Below are 25,689 nucleotides of genomic sequence, written 5' to 3' on the forward strand. Positions count from 1 at the left end.
TTATATCGTTGCTTACGTAGCAAAGAAGGAGCTCACCTAATGAAAGCAGTAAACTGGAATCGCCCGGACGACGATTTTACGCTGACGTTCTGGCAGCAAAATGTAATGCAATTTTGGACGGACGAAGAAATTCCGTTATCGGATGATAAAATGGATTGGATGGACATGACAGACGACGAGCGCATGCTGTACAAAAACGTGCTCGGCGGTTTGACCCTGCTCGATACGATTCAGGGCGGCGTTGGCATGCCGAAGATTCTTGAGCATGTAGAAGGCTTGCAGCGCAAAGCAGTGCTGTCGTTCATGTCGATGATGGAGCAAATCCATGCGAAGTCGTACAGCAGCATCTTCACGACGCTGGCTTCCAACGAGGAGATCGACGCGATCTTCAAGTGGGTAGAGTCGAACGAGCAGCTTCAGAAGAAAGCGAATCTGATCGCTTCTTGGTACTCGAATATTACGGGGCCGAAAGAACTGTACAAAGCGATGGCGGCTTCCGTATTCCTGGAAAGCTACCTGTTCTACAGCGGCTTCTTCTATCCTTTGTACCTGGCTGGTCAAGGCAAAATGACGAGCAGCGGCGAGATCATCGACTTGATTCTTCGCGACGAGAGCATTCACGGCTTGTACGTAGGCGTACTCGCACAAGAGCTCTACCAAAATTTCAGCATAGAAGAGCAGAAGCAGCTGCACGAAGAACTGATCGCGCTTCTGGTCGAGCTGTACGAGAACGAGGTTGTGTACACGAACGATCTATACAGCCCGCTTGGTTTGCAGGATGAGGTTAACACGTACGTTCGTTACAATGCGAACAAGGCTCTGATGAACCTTGGCTTCGAACCGTATTTCCCGGAGGAGCCGGTCAACCCGATCGTGTTCAACGGAATCAGCACGCATACGAAGCAGCATGACTTTTTCTCCAAAAAAGGCAACGGCTACGTTCGTACGATCCACGTCGAGCCGCTTAACGACGACGACTTCGTATTCAACTTCTAAATACATGCAAGATTGGGGAGCATCAGGTCATTACGGCCTGATGTTCTTTTTTTAACTACCCTTATACTGGGAAGACGTGTTACACTAAAGGCAGAGAAAGCTCATCCTAGCGTACAAGTCCTGAAGGAATCGAAGGAGGAAATCGCGTGGAAAACTGCTCAATCGTAACGAAGCCCGCACTCCAATTGGTTGGAATCAGCTATAGCGGTCCTTACTCGCAATTTCCAGATGAAGCGATTCGTCTGCAAACGGAGTTTCTGGCAAGGAAACATGAATTGTATGGCGCAGCCAAGTCGCCGGTGCTCTACAGCCCATACTTCGGCAACGAGGTGTTCGTAACGTATTGGGCATGCTATGAGGTATCACATATGGAGGAACTCCCTTCCGGCATGGTTCAGATCACCATTCCGGCCATGCGATATGCCATGGCAGGTTGTTCCAATAAACGAATTGGTGAAGGATACGAGCAGCTAAAGACTTGGATGAACGAGATGCGCTTAGAGAAGCAAAACGATGCAGTGGCGCTTGAGCTGTTCTATATCGATGAGCATCATGTAGAGGAAGAGCCCGTTGAGCTGCTTATACCGCTTAAGGGTTAACATATAAAATGGATAGGCTTGCGGCACCGTAGCAAGCCTTTTTTATTTCGAAGGCGAGTAGGGAGGGACAAGGTGATGAATGACGGAGTAGAGTTATTTATCGTCGATGCGTTTACGAATGAACCGTTCAGAGGGAATCCGGCTGCGGTATGCTTATCGGACAAGGATAGAGAAGAGAGCTGGATGCAGCAGGTGGCTGCGGAGATGAACCTATCGGAGACGGCTTATGTCGTGCCTGCCGGCGCAGGCTTCGGCTCTAACGATTATCGTCTTCGCTGGTTCACGCCAAAGGCGGAGGTTGACCTATGCGGGCACGCCACTCTTGCCGCAGCTCATCAGCTATGGCAGACGGGACGGCTTCCTGCAGATGCGCACGCGCGTTTTCATACGAAGAGCGGCCTGTTGACGGCTTGGCGTGACGGGGCTTGGATTGCGATGGACTTTCCGGCAGAGCCTCCGGCGGCGGAGCAAGTGCCTGAGGAGCTGATTCAGGCACTTGGTCTTATTCCAAGGTTCGCTGGACGAAACCGAATCGACTATTTCATAGAGGTGGACAACGAGCAGACTGTGCGGACATTGAAACCGGATTTTGCGATGATTGCTAGGTTGCAGGCTCGCGGTGTAGTGGTGACAAGCCGCGCAGACGCTGATAGCGGAGCCGATTATGACTTCGTTTCACGGGCGTTCTATCCGGCGATTGGCGTTAACGAGGATCCGGTCACAGGATCTGCGCATTGCGCACTGGCACCCTATTGGTCGAAGCGGCTGAGGAAGGACGAGCTGATCGGCTATCAGGCATCGGAAAGAGGCGGTATCGTGCGGGTCAAGCCGGGCGGTGATCGCGTTTGCTTGTCCGGTCAAGCGATTACGGTACTCAAGGGTCAATTGGAGGGATAATTCGATGCAAATAATAAAGCTGCCTAAAGAGCAAATGGATAAGGTGATCGGCAATATTCAGCAATTTTTCGAGCTGGAGCGCTCGGAGACGATCGGTTCGATCGCCGCTGAGCAGCTGCTGGATATGATGCTGAAGGAGCTGGCTCCGTATGTGTACAACGGAGCGATCAGCGATGCGCGCAAAGCCGTATTCGAGAAGATGCAAACGCTCGAGGACGAGCTGTACGCGCTGGAGAAGCCGATAATGACGAAGAGAAGCTAGCGCGGTTCACAGCCATCCCCGGCAAACCGTATGATTCGATATTCGTAAATGCCGACGGTAAGCCGGCCGGCAGCTAGGCGAGCTTGCGTCAAAGCGTCGGTGCCTTCTTGCGGAAGCGTAACGGAGCCGCCTGCGCCATCCATATTGACGATGACCCATAGCGTATAGCCGTCCCCCTGCCTCGGAGCAACGATGGTGCCGGATGTCGCGTCCGTACGCAACTTAAGACCGGCTTCGCCGGCATAATAGGCAAACAGCCTCTTCAGCATAGCATCCCCGTCTTCTCCAACCGGCATCGAGCCGAGCAGCACGAGCTTGCCCTTGCCTATTGCCCGTTCGGTAATGAAAGAAAGACCCGACGCAACGCCGCCGTTCCGAATCTTTCCGATCGATTTCGCCCCAGGCTCTCGAGGCTCGAATACGGCGCTCCACATGCCAAGCGAAGCAGAAAGCCCGAACGCCTGGCCGACCGTCCCCGTTCCGTCGATCGGATAGGTATAGACGGTCTCCACGCCCGCCAGCTTCTCCAGCTGTCCAAGCGCCTCATTCGTATGAATCGTATGCTCCTCCGTCCGTCCGCCCGTAAGCGGTCCGGCAATCCATATGCCGCCGTTCCTGACGAAGGCAAGGGCACGCTCAAGAAAAACAGGCGATATAGAGGGGAGGAACGGCGTAAGCAGAAGCTTATAACCGCGAAGCTCCGCACCCTCCATAATAAGTTCGCGATGTATGCCCATCTCAAGCAAACGCGAGTAATACTCGGTAACCAAACCGCGGTAATTCAGCTTGCGCAGCGGCTCCGTTCGAAAAAAAGCTTTTGCCCGGTCCGAATACGTCATGGCTGCCTCAGCTTGCATAGGAACGGTTGCCAGCAGCAGCGGCTCAAGCTCCTCTTTGGCTAACGACGCCTCCAGCACGTTCTTGAATCCGATCGTCGGCTTTCCCCATGCGCTTAAGACGGAGCCGTGCGGCTGCTCGCAGCCCGCGCGGTGCTGCCGCCAGTGCCAATAGCAGAAACCTTCCGCACCCAAAGCATATGCTGCAACGGCTTCGGCTCTCACATAGCCGCCAGGATGCGGGACGGAGCAGCTCTCGATAGAGCCGCTGAAGGAAGGGCTCGTCTCCATAATCCAAAAAGGGGTTCCCCGCTTTACCGTCCTCCACAAGTCGCAGTTGATTAAATAAGCGGCATAGTTGCTTGCGGAAGCATACGTATCGTAAGAGGCAAAGTCGAGCCCTTGAAACAGCTTCTCGTTGTCGACGTGGAACGCGATGCTGCTGTTATGCGTAATGGGTGCAGCGGAATAGCTTCTAATCATAGCGGCTTGCTCGCCAGCGAATTCAGCGATTTTCTCCATCGAAAAGAGCTGGTACATCGTCTTTAGCGATGCGTTATGCAAAAAAGGCGCGAGTCCCGGCTGGGGCACTTGTTCGAAGCTTTCGTACCGCTGGCTCCAAATCGCCGTTCCCCAGTTCTCGTTTAACCGCTCGATACGCCCGTACCGATCCTCTAGCCATTTATGCCATAGGGAGTGGCAGCTCTCGCACAGGCATTCCGATACATGCGCTTTAAACTCGTTATCGAGCTGCCAGCCGATTAAACCGGGCAAATTTCCTACCGCTTCCGCAATATGCTTGGTGATCAAGGCGCTTCTCGTCCGGAAATAACCGTTATTCGTGCAAGCATGCTGCCTCGAGCCATGGCCCATCGCCTCGCCTCGCTCGTTCACATGCATTCGTTCAGGGTGGCCGTGCGACAGCCAGATCGGGGGCGTTGCCGTCGGCGTGCACATGATCGTATCAATCCCATGGGCATGCAGCCTCTCTATGATTTGAACGAAGAAGGTCAAGTCTATGGCATTTTCCGAAGGCTCCATCGTGCTCCATGCAAATTCGCCGATTCGCACGACGTTGATGCCGACCTCCTTCATCCAAGCGATATCGTGCGCCAACGCTTCCTCCTCCCATAACTCAGGGTACCAAGCAACCCCGTAATACAGCTTTCGGCTCATCATACCCGCCTTCCTTTCCATCGATAGTCAGATTAACTTTATCCGATCGGGTAACCGCTTACAATGCGACTTTATTGATCGCATTAGACACATGGTTACGATACTTTTGCCGGCTTTGGACTTTCTTGCACAGCCATCAAACAAGGCGGCGAACGACCGATTCAAGAATGTCTAATTGCCGAAAATCAACAATGGCTAGCATAATGTGGATACACCGCTGACGAAGCGATGGAAGACAACCGGAGGTGAACGAATATGAAGCAGGCAACGGCACCCGTGTCCAAAGGGCCATCTCCCGTCTATCGGCCAAGCGTGCTGCGAAGGTTTAAGAAGGACAAGTGGCTTTATATGCTGCTGCTGCCAGGATTGCTGTACTTTCTCGTTTTCAAATACGTTCCCATGTGGGGCGTGCTGCTCGCTTTCAAAAACTATCAGCCCTATACCGGCTTTTGGAATAGCGAGTGGGTCGGCACGATGCATTTCGAGCTGTTTTTCTCCAATCCGGAGTTTTTCATGTTGCTGCGAAATACGCTTGTCTTATCCTTATATAACCTCCTGTTTTTCTTTCCGGCGCCGATCATCCTGGCTATACTGCTGAACGAGGTTCGGATCGCCCTGTTCAAGCGGACGGTGCAGACGTTGATCTACGTGCCGCATTTTATTTCGATGGTTATCGTCGCCAGCATGACTTACGTGTTTCTGACGACGCAGGGAGGACCGGTCAACGAGCTGCTGTTCTCTTATACCGGCCGAAAAATCGAGTTTTTGGCAAGTCCGGACTGGTTTCGTCCGATCATTATTTTGCAAACGATTTGGAAGGAATGCGGCTGGGGAACGATTATATTCCTTGCGGCGCTGGCGGCGGTCGACGTCGAGCAGTACGAGGCCGCGATCATGGACGGCGCGAACCGCTGGAAGCAGATCTGGCATATTACGCTGCCGTCGATTCGAAGCACGATCGTCATCCTGCTCATCCTTCGGATGGGCAACGTGCTGGAAAACGGCTTCGAGCAAATTTACCTGCTGCTTAATCCGCTTAACCGGGAAGCGGCCGAGGTGTTCGATACTTACGTGTACACGATGGGCATTACCCAAGGCGCATTCAGCTACAGCACGGCAGTCGGGCTGTTCAAAGCGATAGTCGGCGTCATTCTCGTGCTTGGCAGCAACTATCTGGCGAAGCGATTCGGACAATCCGGACTTTATTAACGAATAAAAGCCGTAAGAAAGGAGCCTGATCATGGCCAAAACCTATCGATCCGCAGCAGGCACCGCATTCGACGCGTTCAACTATGTATTCCTTGGCGTATTTGCGCTGGCGGCCGTCCTTCCGTTCATCTATGTTATTTCGGGATCGTTCGCAACCGACGCGGAGCTGACGAAGAGAGCCGTATTTCTCATTCCGGAAACGTTCTCCGTAGCGGCCTACAACTTTATTTTCTCGACCAACACGATCATGAAAAGCATCGGCGTCTCCATGTACGTTACGGTCATCGGGACGGCAGTCAATCTGTTCTTCACCGTTACGATGGCTTATCCTTTAGCTCGGCGAAGCTTAATGGGACGGAATACGGTGCTGAATCTAGTCGTCTTCTCCATGCTGTTCGGGGGCGGGATGATTCCGACTTATCTCGTTATTCGCGAGCTCCATTTGATCGATTCGTATTGGGCGCTTATATTGCCCGGCGCGATCAGCGCGTTTAATTTGATCATCGTCAAAAACTTTTTTCAAGAGCTGCCGCCCGGCCTTGAGGAAGCGGCCAAGATCGACGGCTGCACGGAGCTGGGGCTGCTATGGAGAATCGTGCTTCCGCTGTCCAAGCCGGTGCTCGCCACCTTTACGCTGTTTTATGCGGTAGGCCATTGGAACGATTTTTTCGCCGCTTTGCTCTACATCAACGATCCGATGAAATGGCCGCTTCAGGTGCTGCTGCGTCAAATCGTATTGCTATCGCAAGCGGCGGCAGGCGACATTAATGCGATGGACCCCAATTTCGTAAAGCCGCCGGACCAATCGATCAAGATGGCGGTCATCGTCGTCGGCACCGTCCCGATTTTGCTCGTATACCCGTTCCTGCAAAAGCACTTTGCCAAAGGCGTATTGATCGGTTCCATCAAGGGTTAGGTCGTTACATCCTCTGCCGCCGCGAGCTTAACCGAAGCCGCAGGCAGACGGTTTTACGATATAATACAACTAATTAAGGGAGGTACATGCATGAAAGGAAATCGAAAGAGAGCAAACAAATGGGCTCCAATTGCGCTCGTAACGGCGCTTGCCGCCGGTACCCTGATCGGGTGCTCGCAGCAAAACGAAGGAGCTAATGGGGAAGAGCCGGGCAACGCGTCGCCGGATGCGGTTCAGACGGACGGAGGCGTGAAGGCGGAGGCGCCGCTCGAGCTCAACATCATGCTGCCTATTTTCAAAACGAATTATCCGAAGGATGACAGTCCGGTAGCCACCGAGCTGGAGAAGAAGACGAATACGGACATTCATTTCGAGTGGGTGCCGAACGCCTCCTACGTGGATAAGTTCAACATTACGCTTGCCTCGGGCAAGCTGCCTAAAATCATGTATGTGCCCGACGTGAAATCGCCGAGCTTCGTTAATGCGGCAAAATCCGGCGCGTTCTGGGAGCTGGGCGGCTATTTGAAGGATTATGAGAATTTAAGCCAGGCGAATCCGGTCATCTTGAACAACTCCTCCATCGAGGGCAAAAATTACGGTATTTACAGGGGCCGCGCGCTTGGAAGAAACGGCGTCTATTACAGGAAGGATTGGCTGGACAACGTAGGGCTTCCCGTACCGGAAACGATCGACGATTTCTACAATATGCTGAAAGCGTTCAAGGAGAAGGACCCGGATAAAAACGGCCAGGACGACACTTACGGCCTTGTGCTCGTCAAATGGACCGGAGGCTGGGCCAGCGGCTTCGACAACATTAAGCTATGGTTCGGCGCTCCGAACAAATGGGGCGAAAGGGACGGGCAGCTCGTGCCCGATCATCTGACGCCGGAGTACTTGGAAGCGCTGAAGTTCATGAAGAAGCTATACGACGAGAAGTTGATCAATCAGGATTTTGCCATCATGGATTCCGCAAAATGGACCGATCCGATCGTTAACAATCAAGCGGGCGTTATCATTGACGTGATCGACGGCGCGGCCCGCGCCGACGATAAAATTCACGCCGCGCTTGCGGCGGAAGGCAAAGACCAGCCGGACGTGCACTTCATGGATGTGTTCGGCGGCGTCAAGGATGCGGTCGGAAAGCTGCATACGCTGCCGACCTCCGGCTTCGCCGGCATGCTGGCCATCCCGAAATCGGCGGTAAAAACCGAGGAGGAGCTGAAGCGCATACTGGCGTTCATCGAACAATTGAACGCGCCGGAATTGCAGACGATGCTCGGATACGGCTTGGAGGGCGTGCATCATACGATCGAGGACGACTCCGTCGTCGTGAGCAAAGATACGGCGCTGATGGAATCCGAAGTAGAGGGCCTCAACCAAATGCTGACCTTCATTCCGGAGGACCGCGCGAAGAAGGTGAAGCAAACGCCGCTGCGCCTCAAGCAAACCGAGCTGCAGAAGGAGAACGAGCAATATATCGTATCCAATCCGGCCGAACCTTTCATCTCGCAGGTATACACGGAGAAGGGCGCTCAGCTTGACAATATTTTGAACGATGCCCGTATCAAATTCATCGTCGGACAGATCGACGAGGCCGGCTACCAGGCGGCGCTTGAGCTGTGGAAGAAAAGCGGCGGCGACGATTTAATCAAAGAAATGAACGAGCTGTACGCTGCAAGCAAGTAAGAAAAGGGCAGCCATCTTCACCTATAGACAGAGTCCGTTGCGCAAGCACTCCGGGCTCTGTCTATTGCCGTAGTTCTCGGGAATCATTTCTGCGGCTTCCAGAAAAAGGTCTTGTTCTCTAGGCTGCATGAGGTTTATTCTTGAAAAATAGAATTGAATGCGTTTACAAACGGAAGGCCGTTCCGCTCGCAAAACCATTATAAAAACCGGTTGGTGAGAATATGCAGAGTCTGCTTTATGGCAGGTTAAGGAAGCTCGTTCATAGAAACAACGGCAAGGGGAGAGCGAAAGGAAGCTTTTATCGCAAAAGCCTGATTATGATGCTGATCGTGACGAGCGTTCCCGGGCTCATTACCGGCGCGCTCGTATACGGCATGGCAGGCGGCAAGCTGAAGAACGAGCTGCTGCATATGCACAACAAGCAGATCGAGCAGCGGGCTCGCAATATCGACGCGCAGCTGACGAATTTGGAGCTCATGCTGTCGCACTGGGCGTTCGATACGAAGTTCGATTACAGCCTTACGGGTCGCAACTTCATTCGGGATTTCGAGAGGGCGCGCGACATTACGAAGACGCTGCTCGTCATGCAAGGGTCGAACACGATGAATAAGCTGGTCGGGCTTTACCTGGGAGGCGACGGGCAGCCCGTTCTGTTCGATCCCGAATACGATACGCTGACCTCCACGCCCGATCAAGCGGCGATTTATGAAAGCTTGCTCGCGGCCGGCAAAGTCGCTTATTGGACGGATATGTCTTTTAATCCGCAGCGTCCCGATTCTAAAGAATTGACGCTTGTTCATCAAATTCCGGGCGGAAGCCTGAAGCCGTTCGGCGCGCTGTACATTAGGCTCGATAACGAAAAAGTAGGCGATATGCTTCGCACGATGACGCCGTATGACGGCGGAGAGACCTTCCTCTTGCAGGACAACGGCAATTTGTTTGCATCTGCCGGCGCGGGCGGCTCCGAATCGGCGTTCGTCGTACGGCTCAAAGAAGGGATTTCATCGCGCGGCACGGAGGAAGGCTCTTTCCTGCTCGAATGGAACGGGGCCACGTTCACGGTGACCTACGGCAAGTTCTCGCGCATCGCGGACAGCTGGACCTATGTGTCCGCTTCGCCGATTTCAAGCATTACGGCGCCGGTCGTGTTCATTTCGAAGCTTATATTTATGGTTAGTTTAAGCGCATTGCTGCTCGCGGCGGTCCTTGCCTGGTTTGCGTCGCGCACGATTTATTCGCCGATCAAACGGCTCATGAACGTCTTGCTCGGAGAAAAACCGCTGACGGATGGTCGAGGCGACGAATTTTCGCTTATCGAACGGCAATGGATTCATTTGAACAGAGAAAGCACGGAGCTGCATACCCGGTTGTCCGAGCAGCTTCCTTACGTCAAGGAGAGCTTCCTTCATCAATTGCTTCAGGGCTACCTATACGCTTATTCGGAGGACAACTTGCTCGAAAGGATGGGACGGTACAGATGGAAAGTAAACAACCATCGCTTTATCGTTTTGTATGTGCAGTTGACCGGCATTGCGAGCTTGGAAGGGAAATTCAAATACGGGGACGAGGGGCTGGTGACGTTTGCGGCGGTGAATATGATCGAGGAGTTTGCCGTCAAACATTTCGAGCAGAGCAAGGCGATCAATTTCCACGATCTTGCGGCCGGACTTCTCGTTATCGTACCTAAGGGAGTAAGCTACGACGATGAACTGGCGTCGTTCGGCGAGGAGCTGACCCATGCGGTCAACCATATATTAAATATGCGCCTGACGATTGCGATCAGCGAGCCGTCGGACGGCATCGCCCAAATTCCGCTATTCTTCGAAGAGGTTAAGCATGCCGCCAATCAGCGTTATTTCAATAACGAAAATCAAATGATCGCGATGGGCACCCTGCATGCTGGCGGGGAAGGCGCGGCCGAGACGCAATATCCTTTCGCGCTCGAGAGGGAGTTCATTCAAGCGCTGCGAACGGGTCAAGAAACGGATGCCTATGAGCTGCTCCGCGCTTTCCTTGCTGCGCTGTCGCATGCGGGAGCGAAGGCGGTCGACGTCCAGCAAGGGATGCTGCATTTGCTCGGCAGCGTACAGCATGCCATTATGGTATCCGGCATCCAGCCCAACCGCTTATTCAAATGCGCGAATATGTACGAGCAGCTTTCGCAAATCAGGGAGCCGCAGCTCATTCTCGCCTGGTTCCAGAACAAAGTATGCGCGCCGTTTCTGACGGAGCTTGGCAGCCGTTCGGACTATCAGGTGAAACGGTTAATCGAGCAAGCGATGGTATACCTGCAGCATAATTACATGAAGGATTTGTCGCTTGACCACTGCGCGGACCATATCGGGATGAACCCGTTTTTCTTAAGCAAATCGTTCAAGCAGGTAACCGGCAAAAACTTTATCGATTATTTGACGGGTTTGCGCATGGATAAGGCAAAAGAGCTGCTGCGCGAATCGGGGCTCAAAATCAACGATGTCGCCGAGCAGGTCGGTTATCAGCACAGCTACTTCAATCGCATTTTCAAAAAGCTGGAGGGGATGACGCCAAGCCGCTACCGGGAGCTCAGCCAGCCGGAATGAACGGATGGCAACATAGTGCAATCGGGTAAAAAAGTGCAAAGAGCAGGCGAGCTTCGCAAACAATAATGTCTAATTGCCGGCAAGCGAAAACCGCTATACGATGGCCGTATGCTCCAAACATACGCGGGAATGAGGAGGTTGATTCGATTGTCAACGCCATTGTCTGTAAAGCTTCGTTGGCTGAACGGTACGGCGGCCACGGCTGCCGGAGTAACGTGGGGGATTCCATGGAAGGAGGGCGAGCTGCGGCGGGACGATCCGCTTGCCCTGCATGCCGCCGACGGCAGCGGTTCGGTCGCGATGCAAACCTGGCCTGCCGCCTATTGGCCTGACGGCAGCGTCAAGTGGTCCGCCCATGCGGCGACCGCGCTAAGTGCGCAGCCGGAAGGCTATCGGGTCATAAGGGGAGAAAGCGCTGCCGCATCCGTGAAGGTTACAGTACATGAGACGGAGGAGTCGATTGTGCTCGATACGGGCGTCATGCGCTGTTCGATACGCAAGCATGGAAATAAGCTTATAGACAGCATCGTACGGGAAGGCATTGAGATCTGCAACGGCGGAACGCTTGTCCAGGTCAAAGAAAGCCGCAGCGAGGCTTCCGGCGCGACAACGACCCGCGAGGAGCCCTTCAAAGGGAGCATCCGTAAGGCGACGGTCGAGCAGAGCGGTCCGGTCAGGGCGGTCGTGAAGCTGGAAGGAATGCACCGCTCTGACGCCTTGAGAAGAGAATGGCTGCCGTTCTCGCTTCGCTTGTACGTTTATGCCGGGCTGGAGACGATTCGGATCGTTCACACCTTCCATTATGACGGCAATCCGAACGAAGATTATATTAAGGCGCTTGGCATTTCGTTTGCGGTTCCGATGAGGGGACCTTTATATAATCGCCACGTGCGGTTCGCGGGAGACAGCGGCGTCTTCAGCGAATCGCCGAAGACGTTGCATACGAGGCGAACGAAGGGGAAATACCGCGAGCTGTTCGAGAAGCAGACGCAAGGCAAGCCAGTCGAGTTCGATGCCGAGGAGGATCGGTATTTTCTCGGCTTGCTCGACGACTCGGCCGTATGGGACGACTATAAACTGGTGCAGCGCTCGGCCGATCATTACGGCATCTGGAAGCGTACGCAGGAGCAATGCTGTTGGCTGAAATCGGCCGAGGGCAAGCGGGCAGGCGGTCTCGGTTACGTCGGCAGCGAGGGCGGAGGGCTTGCGGCCGGCGTGCGCGACTTCTGGCGAAAGCACCCGTCCGGCTTGTCCGTTCACGGAACGGCGAGAAGCGAAGCCGCACTGACCGCGTGGTTCTGGTCGCCTGACGGAGAAGCGATGGATCTGCGCCATTACGATACGAAGACGCATGTGGAATCGTCGTACGAAGGGGCGGAGGAGCTGCGGGCAACGCCGTACGGCATCGCCAATACGAGCGAGTTGACCGTCTGGTGCACCGCGGAAACGCCCGATCCGGATCGTTTGCAAGCGATGCAGGAGCATTCGGAGTCGCAGCCGCTGCTCGTATGCGAGCCGGAGTACTTCCATGAAGCGCGCGCCTTCGGCTTGTGGAGCTTGCCGGATACGAGCACGCCGGCCAAAGCGCAGTTGGAGGCGCGGCTGAATGGCATCGCGGCTTTCTATTTGTCCGAGGTGGAGCAGCGTAAATGGTACGGCTTCTGGGATTACGGCGATTTCATGCATAGCTACGATCCGGTCAGGCATGTATGGAACTACGATTTGGGAGGCTGCGCTTGGCAAAATACGGAGCTCGTGCCGAATATGTGGCTGTGGGTCATGTTCCTTCGTTCGGGACGAGGCGACCTGTTCCGGCTTGCGGAAGCGATGACCAGGCATACGAGCGAGGTGGACGTTTACCATTTCGGCGAATACGCAGGACTCGGCTCCCGGCATAACGTCGTCCATTGGGGCTGCGGCTGCAAGGAAGCGCGGATCGCGATGGCCGGTCTTCACCGCTACTATTATTATTTGACCGCGGATGAGCGTATCGGCGATTTGATGGACGAAGTGAAGGATGCGGATTTTTCGACGGTCAATCTGGATCCGATGCGCGCTTATTTTCCGAAGGACGAGCATAAGACGCATATCCGAATCGGGCCGGACTGGGCCGCATTCAGCTCGAATTGGATGACGAGATGGGAGCGGTTCGAGGACGAGGCATACCGGGACAAAATCATAACGGGCATCGATTGCGTCAAGCAGGCAAATTTCGGACTGATATCGGGACCGACATACGGCTACGATCAGCGTACGAGCAAGTTAACGCCGCTCGGCGACGATAATTGGGGACGCCATTTGGCGATTTGCATGGGCGCCCCGCAAGTATGGTTCGAGTTGGCCGCGATGCTGAAGGACCCGGAGTGGGAAGCGATGATGGCCGATTTCGGCATTTATTACAATCTGCCCCAGGAGCGGAAGGATCTTATTACCGGAGGGGCGATCAGCCATGACAGCTTCCATCATCCGGTGCTGAGCATCGGCATCGCCGCCTTCGGCGCTTATTATAGACAAGATGATTGGACGGCTCGTCATGCGTGGACCGTGCTGCTCGACAATCCGTTCGCCAAAGTTGATTTGCGGAAAGAGGCGGAAACGGTTACGTATGTCGATCGCTTAAGCGAGATCGATTGGATCAACACGAACGAAGCTGCGCAGTGGTCGCTTAATACGATTATCAGCCTCGAACTGATCGCGGAATGGCTGCCCGGCGGCGATACGGTGACGGACCGATGATACCGCCGGAGTGGAGGCTTCTCTATGAAAATCCTCTAGGCGCCCGAGAGGATTTGGCCGGTTTCCGGATGGAAGGGGAGGCTGCCATGTCGTTTCCGCAAGGGAGGCTCCGGCTGGAGAGCGCGAGAGGCGCGGAAGAAGGACAAAAAGCGAATTTCGTATTATGGTGCCCGGAGCAATTTCCAGCCGATATAGCCATCGAGTGGCAATTTCGGCCGATTCGGGAGCCGGGGCTGGCGATCTTGTTTTTTGCCGCCAGCGGAGCAGGCGGCGCCGATTTATTCGATTCGTCGTTAGCGCCGCGTTCAGGCGAGTATGAGCAATATCATAGCGGCGACATCGATGCGTTTCACTTATCGTATTATCGCAGACGCTGGGCGGAGGAAAGGCAATTCCATACGTGCAACTTGCGCAAAAGCCGCGGCTTTCATCTGACCGCGCAAGGGGCAGACCCGCTGCCCTCCGTCTTGGATTGCACGGAATCTTACAAGATGCTGCTCATGAAGAGGGGGCCGCGCATCGATTTTGCGATCAACGGACTGCCAATCCTCGCATGGGAGGATGACGGGGAAATGTTCGGTCCGTTGCTTGGAGGCGGCAAAATCGGCTTACGCCAAATGGCTCCTTTTATAGCGGAGTATGCGAATCTGAAGGTATACGGCTGAGCATTAGGCCAGCGTAATCAAGAAAGAAGGATGAGGAGGGTACGGAATATGCCAAAGATATTGCTTTGTTTCCCGGATGGCAAGCACAAGGCGCTTACGATGAGCTATGACGACGGGACGACGGCGGACCGCAGGCTCGTGTCTATATTTAACCGTCACGGCATTAAGGGGGCGTTTCACTTAAACGGAGGCTTGTTCGGCAAGGGAAACCGGATATCCGAGGAGGAAGCCGTGTCGTTATATGAAGGTCAAGAGGTGTCGGCCCATACGTTGACCCATCCGACGATCGCGCGTTGTCCAAGAGAGCAGCTCGTGCATGAAATCATGGAGGACAGGAAAAAGCTGGAGCGGCTTGCCGGCTATACCGTCAGAGGGATGTCCTACCCGAACGGCTCGTTCAATCAAGAAATCAAACGGATGCTGCCTTATTTGGGGATCGAATATGCAAGAGTCGTTCAAACGACGGGCGGATTCGGCATGCCGGACGACTGGCTCGAGTGGCAGCCGACCTGCCACCATAATGACCGTTTATTGGAGCGGGCCGAGACTTTTATCGATCTTCACAAATCGCAATATCTGTATTTGATGAACGTATGGGGACATAGCTATGAATTCGACAACGATAACAATTGGGAGCTGATCGAAAGCTTCTGCGAGCGAATATCGGGCCATGAAGACATCTGGTATGCAACCAATATCGAAATCGCTGATTATATGAGAGCCTATGGCCAAATGAAGTTTTCGGCGGATTTAAGCTTTGTTTATAATACGACCGCCACAGGCGTCTGGCTTAGCGTAGACGGACAGATTGTCGAGGTAAAGGGCGGCAGTCAGGCAGTGTTAGCATAAAGAACGGTTCATGACTGAATACGGGGGAGTAAGCTCATCATGATTGAAGGGACTAGGGATGCGCTATTGCTTGGCGAGATTGACATTCGCGCTGCGGGGCCGCGCTGCAAGCTGCTCGTAGGCGATTTGAACGGCGACGGCCAGATGGAGCTGCTGCTGGTACAGCCGGACAACCGTCAGGATGTACGGTATATTCCGCATCAGGTGCAATGCTTGACCGCATACGATCTGAGAGGCAAGCTGTTGTGGCAGATCGGCAAGCCGGACCCGGGAGCGGGAAGTCAGGGCTCCGACTATCCATGCCAAATTTATGATTTGGACGGCGACGGCAAGCTGGAGGTTTTGTGCGTGATGGAGGATCGGTTTCAGGTATTGGACGGTGCTACCGGCGAATGCAAAGAAGATTATCCGCTTCCTGATCCGCATGCGCATGATTGCATCGTGATCGCGAATTTATCCGGCGGCGACCGTGCCTCCGATATTTTGCTTAAGGACCGCTATCATAAAGTATGGGCTTTGAATCGGGACTTCGAGCTATTATGGACGCATGAGGGCAATCCCGGCCATTATCCGTGGGCGCATGACTTGGACGGCGACGGGAAGGACGAAGTCATGGCCGGTTACGATTTGCTCGATTCCAAGGGACGATTGCTCTGGAGCTGCAGCGATCTGGAAGACCATGCCGACTGCATATGGGTCGGCGACGTTAACGGCGACGGCGAGCCGGAGCTCGTCATCGGCGGCAGCGTAACGGTCATGTACGACCGCGGCGGCAATGAATTATGGAGGCATCAAGACTCGGTGGAATCCCAGCATATCGCGCTCGGTAAATTCCGCAGCGACTTGCCCGGTCTGCAGATCGCGGGGCTCGACCGAATTGCGCGCGAGGATGACGGTCTCGAAAGAAAGGGCAAGGATGCGTTGTTTCTGCTGGATGCGGAAGGGCGTCAGCTATGGAAGGAAGACCGCAAGACGGACGGCTGGCTGACGATCATCGAAACGATTCGGAACTGGGAGCACGAAGGGCCGGATTACATCCTGGCCTATCGCCGCGGCGGCGGCGTGTATCCGGCGCTGTATGACGGGTATATGAATCGCGTCGTGCAGTTCCCGTCGCATGGCTATGCCGTACATGCCGATTTGCTGGGCAAAGGGCATGAGCAGGTTATCATCTATAACGACGAGAGGGTATCGATTTATTCCAGCCAAGCTGTCGACCTGGCGGAGGCGCCGAACGGAAGGGCACTGCAGCAGCCGAAACGTCTATACAGCTCGACGCTGTACCCGGGCGGGGAAGCTTGAACCGGGAATCATCCCAATCGTTAATGCTCGGTTTCCATTAGCAGCTTTATCAGGCGCTTAGGGGCTGCATGCATATAGGCTTCTTTCAACAAAACGCCCATTTCCTGCCAATCTGCGGGATCGCTAATAGAGACCCAGCCTCGATGGCCGATATAGGCGGGCTTAAAAAAACGGTCCTCCTGGAGCAATATTTCCTGATTGTTTAAGTCTGATTTAAAGGTGACGCCATGATCGCTCATGATGATGAAAGATTTGTCTTTGACCTTGAACGTCGTATGGCCATGGCCGTCAATTAATTCCGTAACCTCGGGCAGCGGTTTACAAATACCGCGTACGTGCTCGAGCATGCGGAGTCCTTTAGCTGTTTTTATACCGCTCAAATCATGTGTCATCGAAATCCTCCTTTGCAGGTTCAAATTATCTGTCCTATTGGCTATATTATCATGGCATGCTCCATGTTTCCAAAATACGGGAACGTTTTTTAAACTACAATGGACCATTCAACTAACATTCAAGTCAACTATGTTTGATTAAAGGGAATTCCTCTAGTTATTTATTGCTAAATTACACCAAAGTATATAATAACAGGAAATTCTCATGTTAATGAAAGCAATCTCACCCATCCGACCGTAAAACGAAGATATTAACAGGACAAATTCCATCTATTTGATAAAGTGGACGTGGAGCGGCTCTTAACGGGAGAAATTCCAGTTATTAAGTTCCATGCCATGTTGTATGTCGATTTTAATCGTAGAAAAGCCCCCGCTGTCGCGTAATACGCGACAGCGGGGGCTTTTGCCGTTTTACATTGATTTTTTGGAAGCGGCAGAAATCGCTTTGAACATTGTCACTTTGTTTTTGCCGGTCGTCTTGGAACGGTACATCGCTTCATCAGCCTGCTTGACGAGATCCTGTACTTCTTTGCCTTCCTTATTCGTACTGACGCCGACGCTGATCGTAACCATTGTTTCCTGCTCAACGCGTCTTCGGATCGCTTCGGCGACGATCTCCGGTTTTACTTTGTCGGCGCTCATGCAGGCTAGGAGCTCTTCTCCGCCATAACGGCCGGCCGAGCCGATGCCGCTCGTCTCCTCCTTAATAATCTCGGACACTTGCTTCAATACGCCGTCTGCCTTGTGATGACCGTATGTATCGTTAAGCTTCTTGAAGTTGTCGATATCGCAGAAAATGATAGCCATCGGCCGGTTCTGAGCGAGCAGCTTCTGCGCTCTGGCCGTGAAATGGCGGCGATTGTAGAGGCCCGTAAGACCGTCTACGACGGATGATTGATAGGTTGAGATGAGCCGATCGATAACCCAATCAAAAAGCAGTAAAAATAATATCGTATAATAGATGATCGGCAACAGATGACTAAGCAGAATGAGCCACGGCAGCGAGCCTTGGAACAAATAATCGTCAGCAAGCCGGGATAGCTCATAGACGAAGAAAACGATAAGGCTGGCATTGTACTTGGCATTCATCTCCGCGCCGCGCGTATCAAGCAGTATCATGAACGTAACGATGACCGCATAGAAGTCCAGAGCCGGAAAAGTCATTATGGAACCGGCCGGAACCGTCCCGGGCGCGAACGGTTGGATCGCAAATTGGACGCCTGCTATGACGATCGTTAACATCATCATAATAATGAACGGGATTACTTTAAGCTGAGCGGAACGATGAGTATATAATTTCATGAAAACAAAGTTTATAATAATAAACGAGATGATTTGCAGCACCGTGGCGGATAAATAGATCCATGGCGATAAGGACCAGCCGGGATAAGCGAGTAGAATAAGCAAAACTTGCTCTGCAATGATAAGAGGTATCGCGCCCGCGAGCCACTTGTATGTCTGCTTGTTGCGATAGCTAACGTACAGCTTGATGGACATGAAGAGCATCAGTATGAGAATGATAATGACGGCAGCCGAAGAGAATAGCTGCCCGTTAGGTCCAGTAAGCCAATCGATAATTGTCATGTGTAAACCTCGTTAGTATGTAGTTAATGTACTAGCTTTACAGAAACATATGTTCTAATATATCATGTTTTACGGCGATGGAAAAGCTTTTTGCGTATTATGCGTCGAGCACAGAACGGTTAGGAAGAAGGAGAGTGGGACACATGAATATATTGCAGGCTTTGTTTTTCCCCCCGGAACAACCGGGCGGGGTATCATCGATGGTCCCTTATATACAGGAAAGATTCATGAAGCTGGGCTGGCAGATGGAGTTGTTCTCGCTGCCTAAGCGCGTAAGAGGCAAAGGACAAGAGGACGTAGTGTTCGAAACGTTCGATTGGACGGAATTCAGCGGAAATGCAATGGTGGACAAATATATTCAAACCTATCGCGATTACGTATGGTGGACCCGGCTTCGGCTGAATCGCCCGTTTGATATCATACACGCGCATCATCCTATCGCCGCGTTAGTTATGAAGCAGTTGTTCCCGGATACGCCGGTTGCCATGACGATTCACTCCAGCTACGAACGCGAGCTTATTTTGAACGGGAAAATTGAAGAGGGCGGACCGGAGCATCAATTTTTGATGAAAATATACGGAGAATTGGAAGCGAAGACGGATCAGCTTCTGACCGTATCGGAATCGTTCCGTTCCTATATCGCTCCGCAGGTGAAGCATCCCGAGCGTATTAAAGTCATTCCGAACGGCTTCGACGAGAAAAGGTTCAGACCAAGCGCGCATGAGAACGAAGTTACGCAGCTGATTACGGTTTGCAGGCTTGTGCCGGCAAAGGGCCTTGATATATTGTTGAAGGCTTGCGCGGAGCTTAAGCGCAGAGGGAATCCGTTCGTGCTTCATATTATCGGCGACGGCCCGATTCGCGAGGAGCTGGAGGCGCTCGCGGTGGAGCTGGATTTGTACGACGATATTATTTTTTATGGCTACATGCTTCATCCGGAAGAATTCATGCCTTTCTTCGATGTGTTCGTCCTGCCGTCGAGGGCGGAGGCGTTCGGTTCCGTATTCGCCGAGGCGGCATTATGCTGGCTGGCGCTAGTGGGAACGAATGTAGGCGGCATTGCCGAACAAATCGATGACGGCGTCAACGGCCTGCTCGTACCGCCGGAAGATCCGATTGCGCTCGCCGAAGCGCTGGAGAAGGTCGTGACGGATCCTTCCTACCGTTATAATCTGGCGCGCGCCGGCTGGGACAAAGCGAAGAAAGTCTATTCGCTGCAACGGGTCATTTCACAGCTTAAGAAAGTGTATATCAACCTGAAGCCGGAGTAACAACACTAGGCTTATTATTATAGAAACAGAGGCGGGGATGGGGTTCATGGCAGTACCGTTTCGATTCATACATGCGGCGGATTTGCATCTGGACAGTCCGTTTCGCGGATTGGCGAAAGCGCCGGAAGCGCTTCGCGAAAGGCTGGTCGAATCGACTTTCGCGGCTATGCGTCAATTAACCGATACGGCGATTGCCGAGAAAGTCGATTTTCTCGTGCTAGCAGGAGATTTGTTCGACGCTGCCGACCGGTCGCTGCGAGCTCAGCTGCGGCTTGCGCGCGAATGGGAGAGGCTCGCCGAGCATGGCATCGCCGTATTCGTCATTCACGGGAATCACGATCCGCTAAGCGGGGCAAGGGTAGATTTGAAGCTGCCCTCCTCTGTCCATATTTTTAGCGCGGACCAAATCGAATCGAAGCCGGCTTACCGTAGAGACGGTGAGCTGGCTGCTTTTGTTTACGGCATTTCCTACGGTTCACGAAGCGTAACGGACAACTTGGCGCTTCGTTATAGGGCGATGCCCGGCGCTCCATTCCATATCGCGATGCTGCACGGCAACGTTGGCGGCGATAACGGACATGACCCCTATGCGCCTTGCACGCTGGACGAGCTTACCGGCAATGCAGGCTTCCACTATTGGGCGCTAGGGCATATCCATCACCGCAAAGTGCTGCATAAATATCCGCATGTCGTCTATCCGGGCAACACGCAGGGACGAAATCCCCGCGAAACCGGGCAAAAGGGCTGCTACCTTGTAGATGTGACGGCAGCCGGGGCGGTAGATTTGCAATTCATGCCGCTGGACGATGTGCGCTGGCTGGAAGATCAAGTGTCGATCGCAGCGATCCAATCGGAGCATGAGCTGCTGCAGCAGCTTGAATCGGCGATGACACGGCTTGGGATGGATCTCGAAGGCCGCTTCGCCATGGTCAGGTTGGAGCTTGCGGGGCGAGGCCCGCTGCATCGCCGATTATCGGAACCGCAAGCGGTAGCTGCGCTGCTGGAGCAGCTTCAAGAGCTTGGCGAGGAGCGAATGACGTGGGTTTATGCGCTGGACAATCGTACGGCATCGGAGCTGGATTGGGAGGAAATTGCGGCGGAGGACAGCTTCGCCGGAGAGCTTTGCCGATTGAGCGCCAAGCTTGCCGCCGGCGAAGAGAGCTGGGAGGCTTTCGCCAAAGAGGCTGTTCATGCGATGGCCGGGCATCAGAAGCTAGGCAAGCTGCTGCGAAGCAAATGGGAGGAGCTGCCCGAGCAATGGCTGGAGCGATCCCGCGAGCATGTGCTTGGACTGATTGCCGGAGAGGGGAATGGCCAATGAGGCTTATGGAGGCCGAGATCGACGGGTTCGGTCAGTTACATAACGAGAAGATCGATCTGAATGCGCCAGTCACTATCCTGTATGGACCTAACGAGGCGGGCAAAAGCACCGTATTCGGCTTTATCCGAACGATGCTGTACGGCTTCGCGAAGCGCGGATCGGCTCAAGCTGCGGAACGGCAGGAGCCGGTCAACGGCGGACGCCATGGCGGGCGTTTATTTTGGCGCGATGGAGCGGGCAACGCCTATGTGATTCAGCGCTATGCGGCCGACGGAACGGGGAAGCTTACGCTGCGACAGCTTGAAGCGGAAGCAAGCGGCGACAGCGGGCTTGCCGAAGGGATATGGCTGCTGCAAGCGGAGCTGGAGCGGCGTTATTTGGGCGGTATCAGCGAACGGATGTATCGGCAATTGTTCGCTGTGACGCTTTCGGAGCTTCAGCAGGTCGGCGCTTTGTCCGGCGAGGAGCTAGGCCAATATTTGTATCAGGCCGGCTGGGATAACGGCAAGTCTATCGCTGCGGCCGAGAAGAAGCTGCGGGATGAGATGGAGGAGCTATTCAAGCCCAAGGGATCGATCAAAACGATGAACAAACAGCTTAGGGAGCTGGAACAGATCGATGCGGAGCTGCGCAAGCACGAGGATTCCATCGATGCTTACAATTCGCTTGTGCGGCAGTCTGAGAGACTGGAGGAAGAGCTCGCGGAGCGGGATCTAGAGCTTCCTAGACTAGCGTCGAGGCAGCAATTGCTTGCGAAAGCCTGCAAGGCAAGAGCGGTTTGGCTCCAAAAGGAGAAGCTGCTTATTGAGCGGGAAAGGTTTGCTTATGCCGAACGGATCAGCTCTGAAGCTGAGCGGAGCTGGCATGAGCTTTCGCGGCTAAGCGCAGAGCATGCTGCAGAGCTGGAGCGTTACCGGCAGCAGTTGTACTTGACGGAGCAGCAGCTGGAAGCTGCCGCCTATGATCAAGTGTTGCTGGATGCCGCCGTTGAGACAGAGACGCTTGTGCAGTCGGCGGAAGGTTACCGGCTCCTTAAGCTGGAGCTGGCCGAGCTTCGCACAGAGCTGCTGTCTCATGATGAAGCGATAGCCAGGCTGCTTGGCAGCATCGCGCCGGAGTGGACGGAGCGCCAGCTGCGCGAGCTCCGCGTAACGGTTGCCGACCGCGATTATATTCGCGGCCTGCGGCAGCAGGAGGCGGAGCAGGCGCGCGGCGAGGAACGGATCGCCGCGGAGCTCGAGGCGCTGAAGCGGCAAGAGCGCGAGGCGGAGAGCATCCGCGACGAAGCTGCGGCGGCGCTCGAACGCGAGGCCATGGCCGGCGAGCATGCGGCGGGCGGCTTCGCGCTTTTGCCGCGTACGCGGGAAGCGCTGAGGGGGGCGTGGAACGCCCTGGATTTGGCTTTCCGCGAGTGGGAGCTCGAGCGGACGCGTCTTGTCGCAGCCGCAGCGGCCGACGGGGCGGAGCCGTCGGCCGAGCGCGGCGCGGCTGCGGGCCGAGGCGGAGCCGGCCCGTTATGGGCTGCGGCGGCTGGAGCGGGCGGAGCGGCGTTGGCGCTTGGTGCTGTTGCTGCGGCGTCCAGCGGCGCTGATGGCGCTGCCGGAATTGGTTGGATAGCCGCTACCGTGATGGCGCTCATCGCGCTGGTGTTGATGGCGTTGGCGCTTGGACGATCGCCGAAAAACCGATCGCGCAGCGGCGGACGAGCTGGAGCTGGAGCGAGAGCGGAACGTAACAAGGCGGATAACGAGTCTCTTCGCGAGAGGGAGCGGCGGCTCGTACGCGCGTTAGCTGCCGTAATACGAGAACCGGAGCAAGCGGCGGCATCGATGTTATTCCCGCCGCGAGGCGACGGGGGCGGATCGGCTGAACAGACGCTTGCCGCCGAGCGGATGCGCAGCGGATTGCATGCCGCCGTTGAAGCAAGATTGGAGCGTCTCCAGATCGTTGAGCGACTGGAGGGCAGTATTAGCGAGCAAGCGCGCAAGCTGGTACGCTTGCGCGAGCAGCTGAACGAACGCAGCGAGGCAGCCGCCTCCGCAGCGTCATCGAAACAGGCAGCCGCTGCGCAGTGGCGCGGCTGGCTGGAAGAGCGGGCGCTGCCGCCGCATATGTCGCCGGCGGCAGCGCTCGAAGCGATCGAGCTTGCCGAGCAAGCTTTGCACCGGCTGCGCCAATACGACAAGCTGACGGCGAAGCAAACCGCCGTCGCCGAGCAGATCGCCGCTTTCGAATCGCAAGCGGCCAAGCTTTGCGCAGCGTTCGCTGACGCCGCCAAGCAATTGCCGGCAGATCCGGCGCTAGGCCTGCGATTGCTGCAGGCCGAGACGCGCCGTCATGCCGCCGTCATGGAGGAGGCGCTTCGCGCCCGGCAGCAGCAGGACGAGCTGCTGCATGCAATCGCTCGCGCCGAAGCCTCGCTCGCCGAGCTTCAGCCGCTTATGCAAGCTTTGCTGCATGAAGCGGATCTGCCAAGCGTTGCAGCGTACAAGGAAGCGCTGCTCCACCGAAGCACGCTCGCCGAGCTGGATCTCGCGCTGGACAAGCTGCGGCTTGAGCTGACAGCCGGGCTTAGCGAACAGCGACTGCGGGAGCTGGAGGAGCTGCTTCACGGCTATGACGAAGAGCAACTGCGAGCGCTGAATGACGAAGCGGAGCAAGAGCTTGCGAGGCTCGAAGCACAGCAGAAGGAGAGGCTGGAGCAGAAGGGGCGGCTGGGGCAAAAGATCGACCAACTGCTGCGGACGAAGGAGAGGCAACGACTGCTAGCCGACAGAGAACTGCTCCTATCGCAGCTGGATAGCGATGCAGAGCGCTATGCCATGCTTGCCGTCAGCGCCGCCTTGATCAGCCGAACGAGGCGGATCTACGAGGAGGAGCGCCAGCCTGTCGTGCTGCGCAACGCTTCGGGCCTAATCCGGGCGCTTACGGACGGCAAATACATCCGGGTGCTTAGCAGTCCCGGGGAGACGGGCATTAGGCTGGAATCGGCCGACCTCCGCATCGTCGACAGCAACATGCTGAGCCGCGGCACGGCGGAGCTTGTCTACTTGGCGATGCGCTTCGCGCTAGCGGAGGAAGCATCGCATGCGGTTAAGCTGCCGTTGCTGCTTGACGATGTGTTCGTTAACTTCGACAAGGAACGGCTGAAGGCGGCGGCGAAGCTCATTGCAGAGTTGTCGCAGCAAAGGCAGGTCATCGTAATGACCTGCCATGAGCATGTGCGCGCTGCGCTTCTGGACTATTGCAAGGACGCTTCGCTCGTTACTATCCGTACAGCCGTTCGCTAACGAGCTGCTTCGTCACGTCTGGGTTTGCTTGCGGATGATAAGGAGCAGCCAGCCGAGACTGATTAAGCCGAATACCGGGTACAGCGTCGATAACAGCGGGCCGAAGCCGATCTGGCTGGCGATATAGCAGACGACGAGAACGATGATCGTCAGAACGCCGCGAGCCCATTTTAACCGCTCATGCAGTTGAAGCGACAGGCCATAGATGCCGGCAATGAGGGTCGTGAAGATCTCGGCGAATATAAGCATAATATAAATGTATTGCACGGTGCTCCCGAGCTGCCTTGCAATGCCGCCCATCGGAATGGCGAATTGCTGAATGCCGGGCATATGGACCGATAAGGCGATATGCCCGGCCAGCAGCATGAAGCCGATCCCGATGCCTCCGACCCAAGAGCCCGCGATGATCGTCTTCCGATCTTTCACCTCTGCCCCTAGCGGCACGAGAACGGCTTGAGACATCGTTAGATTGAACGCCGCGTACAGGAAAGGCGCGGACCATGCCGCCCAAGGCGAATAATCGCTTGTCAGAGTAAGGAACTTGTCCGCTCCCGGCGTATGGAACGTATCGAACATGACGAAGCCCGTGAAGATCAGCATGAGCGGAACGACGATCGCATTCACCGTCAAGATCGCCTTCATCCCTTTGCGGAGCAGAAAATAGCAGGCGGCGGCCGTAATCAGCAAGCCCGATTGGTACGAAATGTTCCAATGCTCGTAGAAGATCGTGCCAGCGCCGGCGAGCATGACGGCGGTGACGCCCAATAGGACGACGAGCATGAAGTGGCTGATCCACCTTCCATATTTGTCGCCGAACAACGCCTTATTCAGATCCTCATACGATTTGGCGTTTATTTCGCTTGCAATCAGCATCATCTTCGCTCCGAGCCAAATGAACAGAATCGTGGCGATCGCGATTGTAAACGTGCCGTAGAAACCGAAACGGGTGAAAAACTGCAAAATTTCTTGACCGGATGCAAAGCCTGCTCCTACAATCGTACCTACGTACGTTGAAGCGATTTGCAGTACTTTGCCAGTACGCTTCCACATCGTCTACCGTCCTCCAATCGAAAAACGAACTTCTCTATTAAGAAGTTATGTCGCGAAGAGGACAGGCATGACA

19 protein-coding genes are annotated in these 25,689 nt (G+C 54.8%); 15 read left to right on the forward strand and 4 right to left on the reverse strand.

The annotated features are described in order from the left end of the window. Positions 1-39: 39 nt before the first annotated feature. The 4 genes from nrdF (at position 40) to J2T14_RS06890 (ending at position 2,754) form a co-directional block, all read left to right on the forward strand. Positions 40-996 (forward strand): class 1b ribonucleoside-diphosphate reductase subunit beta, encoded by a 957-nt coding sequence (gene nrdF, locus J2T14_RS06875; RefSeq protein WP_307203639.1) that lies wholly within the window; start codon positions 40-42, stop codon positions 994-996. A gap of 146 nt (positions 997-1,142) precedes the next feature. Next, a complete protein-coding gene (locus J2T14_RS06880; protein WP_307203640.1) occupies positions 1,143-1,595 on the forward strand; it encodes a GyrI-like domain-containing protein in 453 nt (150 codons plus the stop codon). Between the two features lie 75 nt (positions 1,596-1,670). Beyond that, positions 1,671-2,492: a PhzF family phenazine biosynthesis protein gene (locus J2T14_RS06885; RefSeq protein WP_307469213.1), complete on the forward strand. Its 822-nt coding sequence runs from the start codon at positions 1,671-1,673 to the stop codon at positions 2,490-2,492. 4 nt (positions 2,493-2,496) lie between these two features. Continuing rightward, complete coding sequence (locus J2T14_RS06890) at positions 2,497-2,754, forward strand: DUF2164 domain-containing protein (RefSeq protein ID WP_307469216.1); 258 nt, start codon at positions 2,497-2,499, stop codon at positions 2,752-2,754. On the opposite strand, the gene J2T14_RS06895 is transcribed toward J2T14_RS06890, so the two are convergent. Then, positions 2,751-4,766, reverse strand: a complete 2,016-nt coding sequence (locus tag J2T14_RS06895) for a beta-galactosidase (protein WP_307470391.1) — start codon at positions 4,764-4,766, stop codon at positions 2,751-2,753. The two genes, J2T14_RS06890 and J2T14_RS06895, sit on opposite strands and share 4 nt — an antisense overlap. Before the next feature lie 255 nt (positions 4,767-5,021). Here J2T14_RS06895 and J2T14_RS06900 point away from each other — a divergent pair, with 255 nt between their 5' ends. The 8 genes from J2T14_RS06900 to J2T14_RS06935 all read left to right on the forward strand — a co-directional run bounded on the left by J2T14_RS06900 (position 5,022) and on the right by J2T14_RS06935 (position 16,708). Beyond that, positions 5,022-5,975: an ABC transporter permease gene (locus tag J2T14_RS06900; RefSeq protein WP_307203645.1), complete on the forward strand. Its 954-nt coding sequence runs from the start codon at positions 5,022-5,024 to the stop codon at positions 5,973-5,975. Between the two features lie 31 nt (positions 5,976-6,006). Continuing rightward, positions 6,007-6,891 (forward strand): carbohydrate ABC transporter permease, encoded by an 885-nt coding sequence (locus J2T14_RS06905; RefSeq protein WP_307469217.1) that lies wholly within the window; start codon positions 6,007-6,009, stop codon positions 6,889-6,891. A gap of 90 nt (positions 6,892-6,981) precedes the next feature. Then, positions 6,982-8,577 (forward strand): extracellular solute-binding protein, encoded by a 1,596-nt coding sequence (locus J2T14_RS06910; protein ID WP_307469219.1) that lies wholly within the window; start codon positions 6,982-6,984, stop codon positions 8,575-8,577. A gap of 221 nt (positions 8,578-8,798) precedes the next feature. After that, positions 8,799-11,156, forward strand: coding sequence for an AraC family transcriptional regulator (locus J2T14_RS06915; protein ID WP_307469221.1), 2,358 nt, complete (start codon positions 8,799-8,801; stop codon positions 11,154-11,156). A gap of 147 nt (positions 11,157-11,303) precedes the next feature. Next, on the forward strand, positions 11,304-13,892 hold the full coding sequence (locus tag J2T14_RS06920) for an exo-rhamnogalacturonan lyase family protein (protein WP_307469224.1): 2,589 nt from the start codon (positions 11,304-11,306) through the stop codon (positions 13,890-13,892). Then, a complete protein-coding gene (locus J2T14_RS06925) occupies positions 13,889-14,557 on the forward strand; it encodes a DUF1961 family protein (RefSeq protein WP_307469225.1) in 669 nt (222 codons plus the stop codon). Before J2T14_RS06920 ends, J2T14_RS06925 begins: the two co-directional genes overlap by 4 nt. 48 nt (positions 14,558-14,605) lie before the next feature. After that, on the forward strand, positions 14,606-15,406 hold the full coding sequence (locus J2T14_RS06930) for a polysaccharide deacetylase family protein (RefSeq protein WP_307203652.1): 801 nt from the start codon (positions 14,606-14,608) through the stop codon (positions 15,404-15,406). A gap of 39 nt (positions 15,407-15,445) precedes the next feature. Further along, on the forward strand, positions 15,446-16,708 hold the full coding sequence (locus J2T14_RS06935; RefSeq protein ID WP_307469227.1) for a rhamnogalacturonan lyase family protein: 1,263 nt from the start codon (positions 15,446-15,448) through the stop codon (positions 16,706-16,708). 20 nt (positions 16,709-16,728) lie between these two features. On the opposite strand, the gene J2T14_RS06940 is transcribed toward J2T14_RS06935, so the two are convergent. Beyond that, complete coding sequence (locus J2T14_RS06940; protein WP_307469230.1) at positions 16,729-17,100, reverse strand: MmcQ/YjbR family DNA-binding protein; 372 nt, start codon at positions 17,098-17,100, stop codon at positions 16,729-16,731. A 411-nt stretch (positions 17,101-17,511) separates the two neighbouring features. Then, positions 17,512-18,684 carry a GGDEF domain-containing protein gene (locus J2T14_RS06945; RefSeq protein WP_307469233.1) on the reverse strand — a complete coding sequence of 391 codons (1,173 nt, stop codon included), beginning with the start codon at positions 18,682-18,684 and terminating at the stop codon, positions 17,512-17,514. Positions 18,685-18,827: 143 nt separating this feature from the next. On the opposite strand from J2T14_RS06945, the gene J2T14_RS06950 reads away from it, so the two are divergent. The 3 genes from J2T14_RS06950 to J2T14_RS06960 are packed head-to-tail and all read left to right on the forward strand — an operon-like array spanning position 18,828 to position 24,566. Further along, entirely contained in the window at positions 18,828-19,955 is a 1,128-nt protein-coding gene (locus tag J2T14_RS06950) for a glycosyltransferase family 4 protein (protein WP_307203656.1), read from the forward strand. Positions 19,956-20,001: 46 nt separating this feature from the next. Continuing rightward, positions 20,002-21,276, forward strand: a complete 1,275-nt coding sequence (locus tag J2T14_RS06955) for a metallophosphoesterase family protein (protein WP_307469234.1) — start codon at positions 20,002-20,004, stop codon at positions 21,274-21,276. Next, positions 21,273-24,566, forward strand: a complete 3,294-nt coding sequence (locus J2T14_RS06960; protein WP_307469236.1) for an AAA family ATPase — start codon at positions 21,273-21,275, stop codon at positions 24,564-24,566. The genes J2T14_RS06955 and J2T14_RS06960 overlap by 4 nt, the downstream gene beginning before the upstream one ends. Positions 24,567-24,578: 12 nt before the next feature. Here the strand turns inward: J2T14_RS06960 and J2T14_RS06965 are convergent, their stop codons facing one another. Further along, complete coding sequence (locus J2T14_RS06965; RefSeq protein ID WP_307469237.1) at positions 24,579-25,616, reverse strand: YkvI family membrane protein; 1,038 nt, start codon at positions 25,614-25,616, stop codon at positions 24,579-24,581. Positions 25,617-25,689 lie beyond the last annotated feature (73 nt).

The sequence above is a fragment of the Paenibacillus harenae genome (genome assembly GCF_030812415.1).
In the GTDB taxonomy this organism is placed as follows: domain Bacteria; phylum Bacillota; class Bacilli; order Paenibacillales; family Paenibacillaceae; genus Pristimantibacillus; species Pristimantibacillus harenae_A.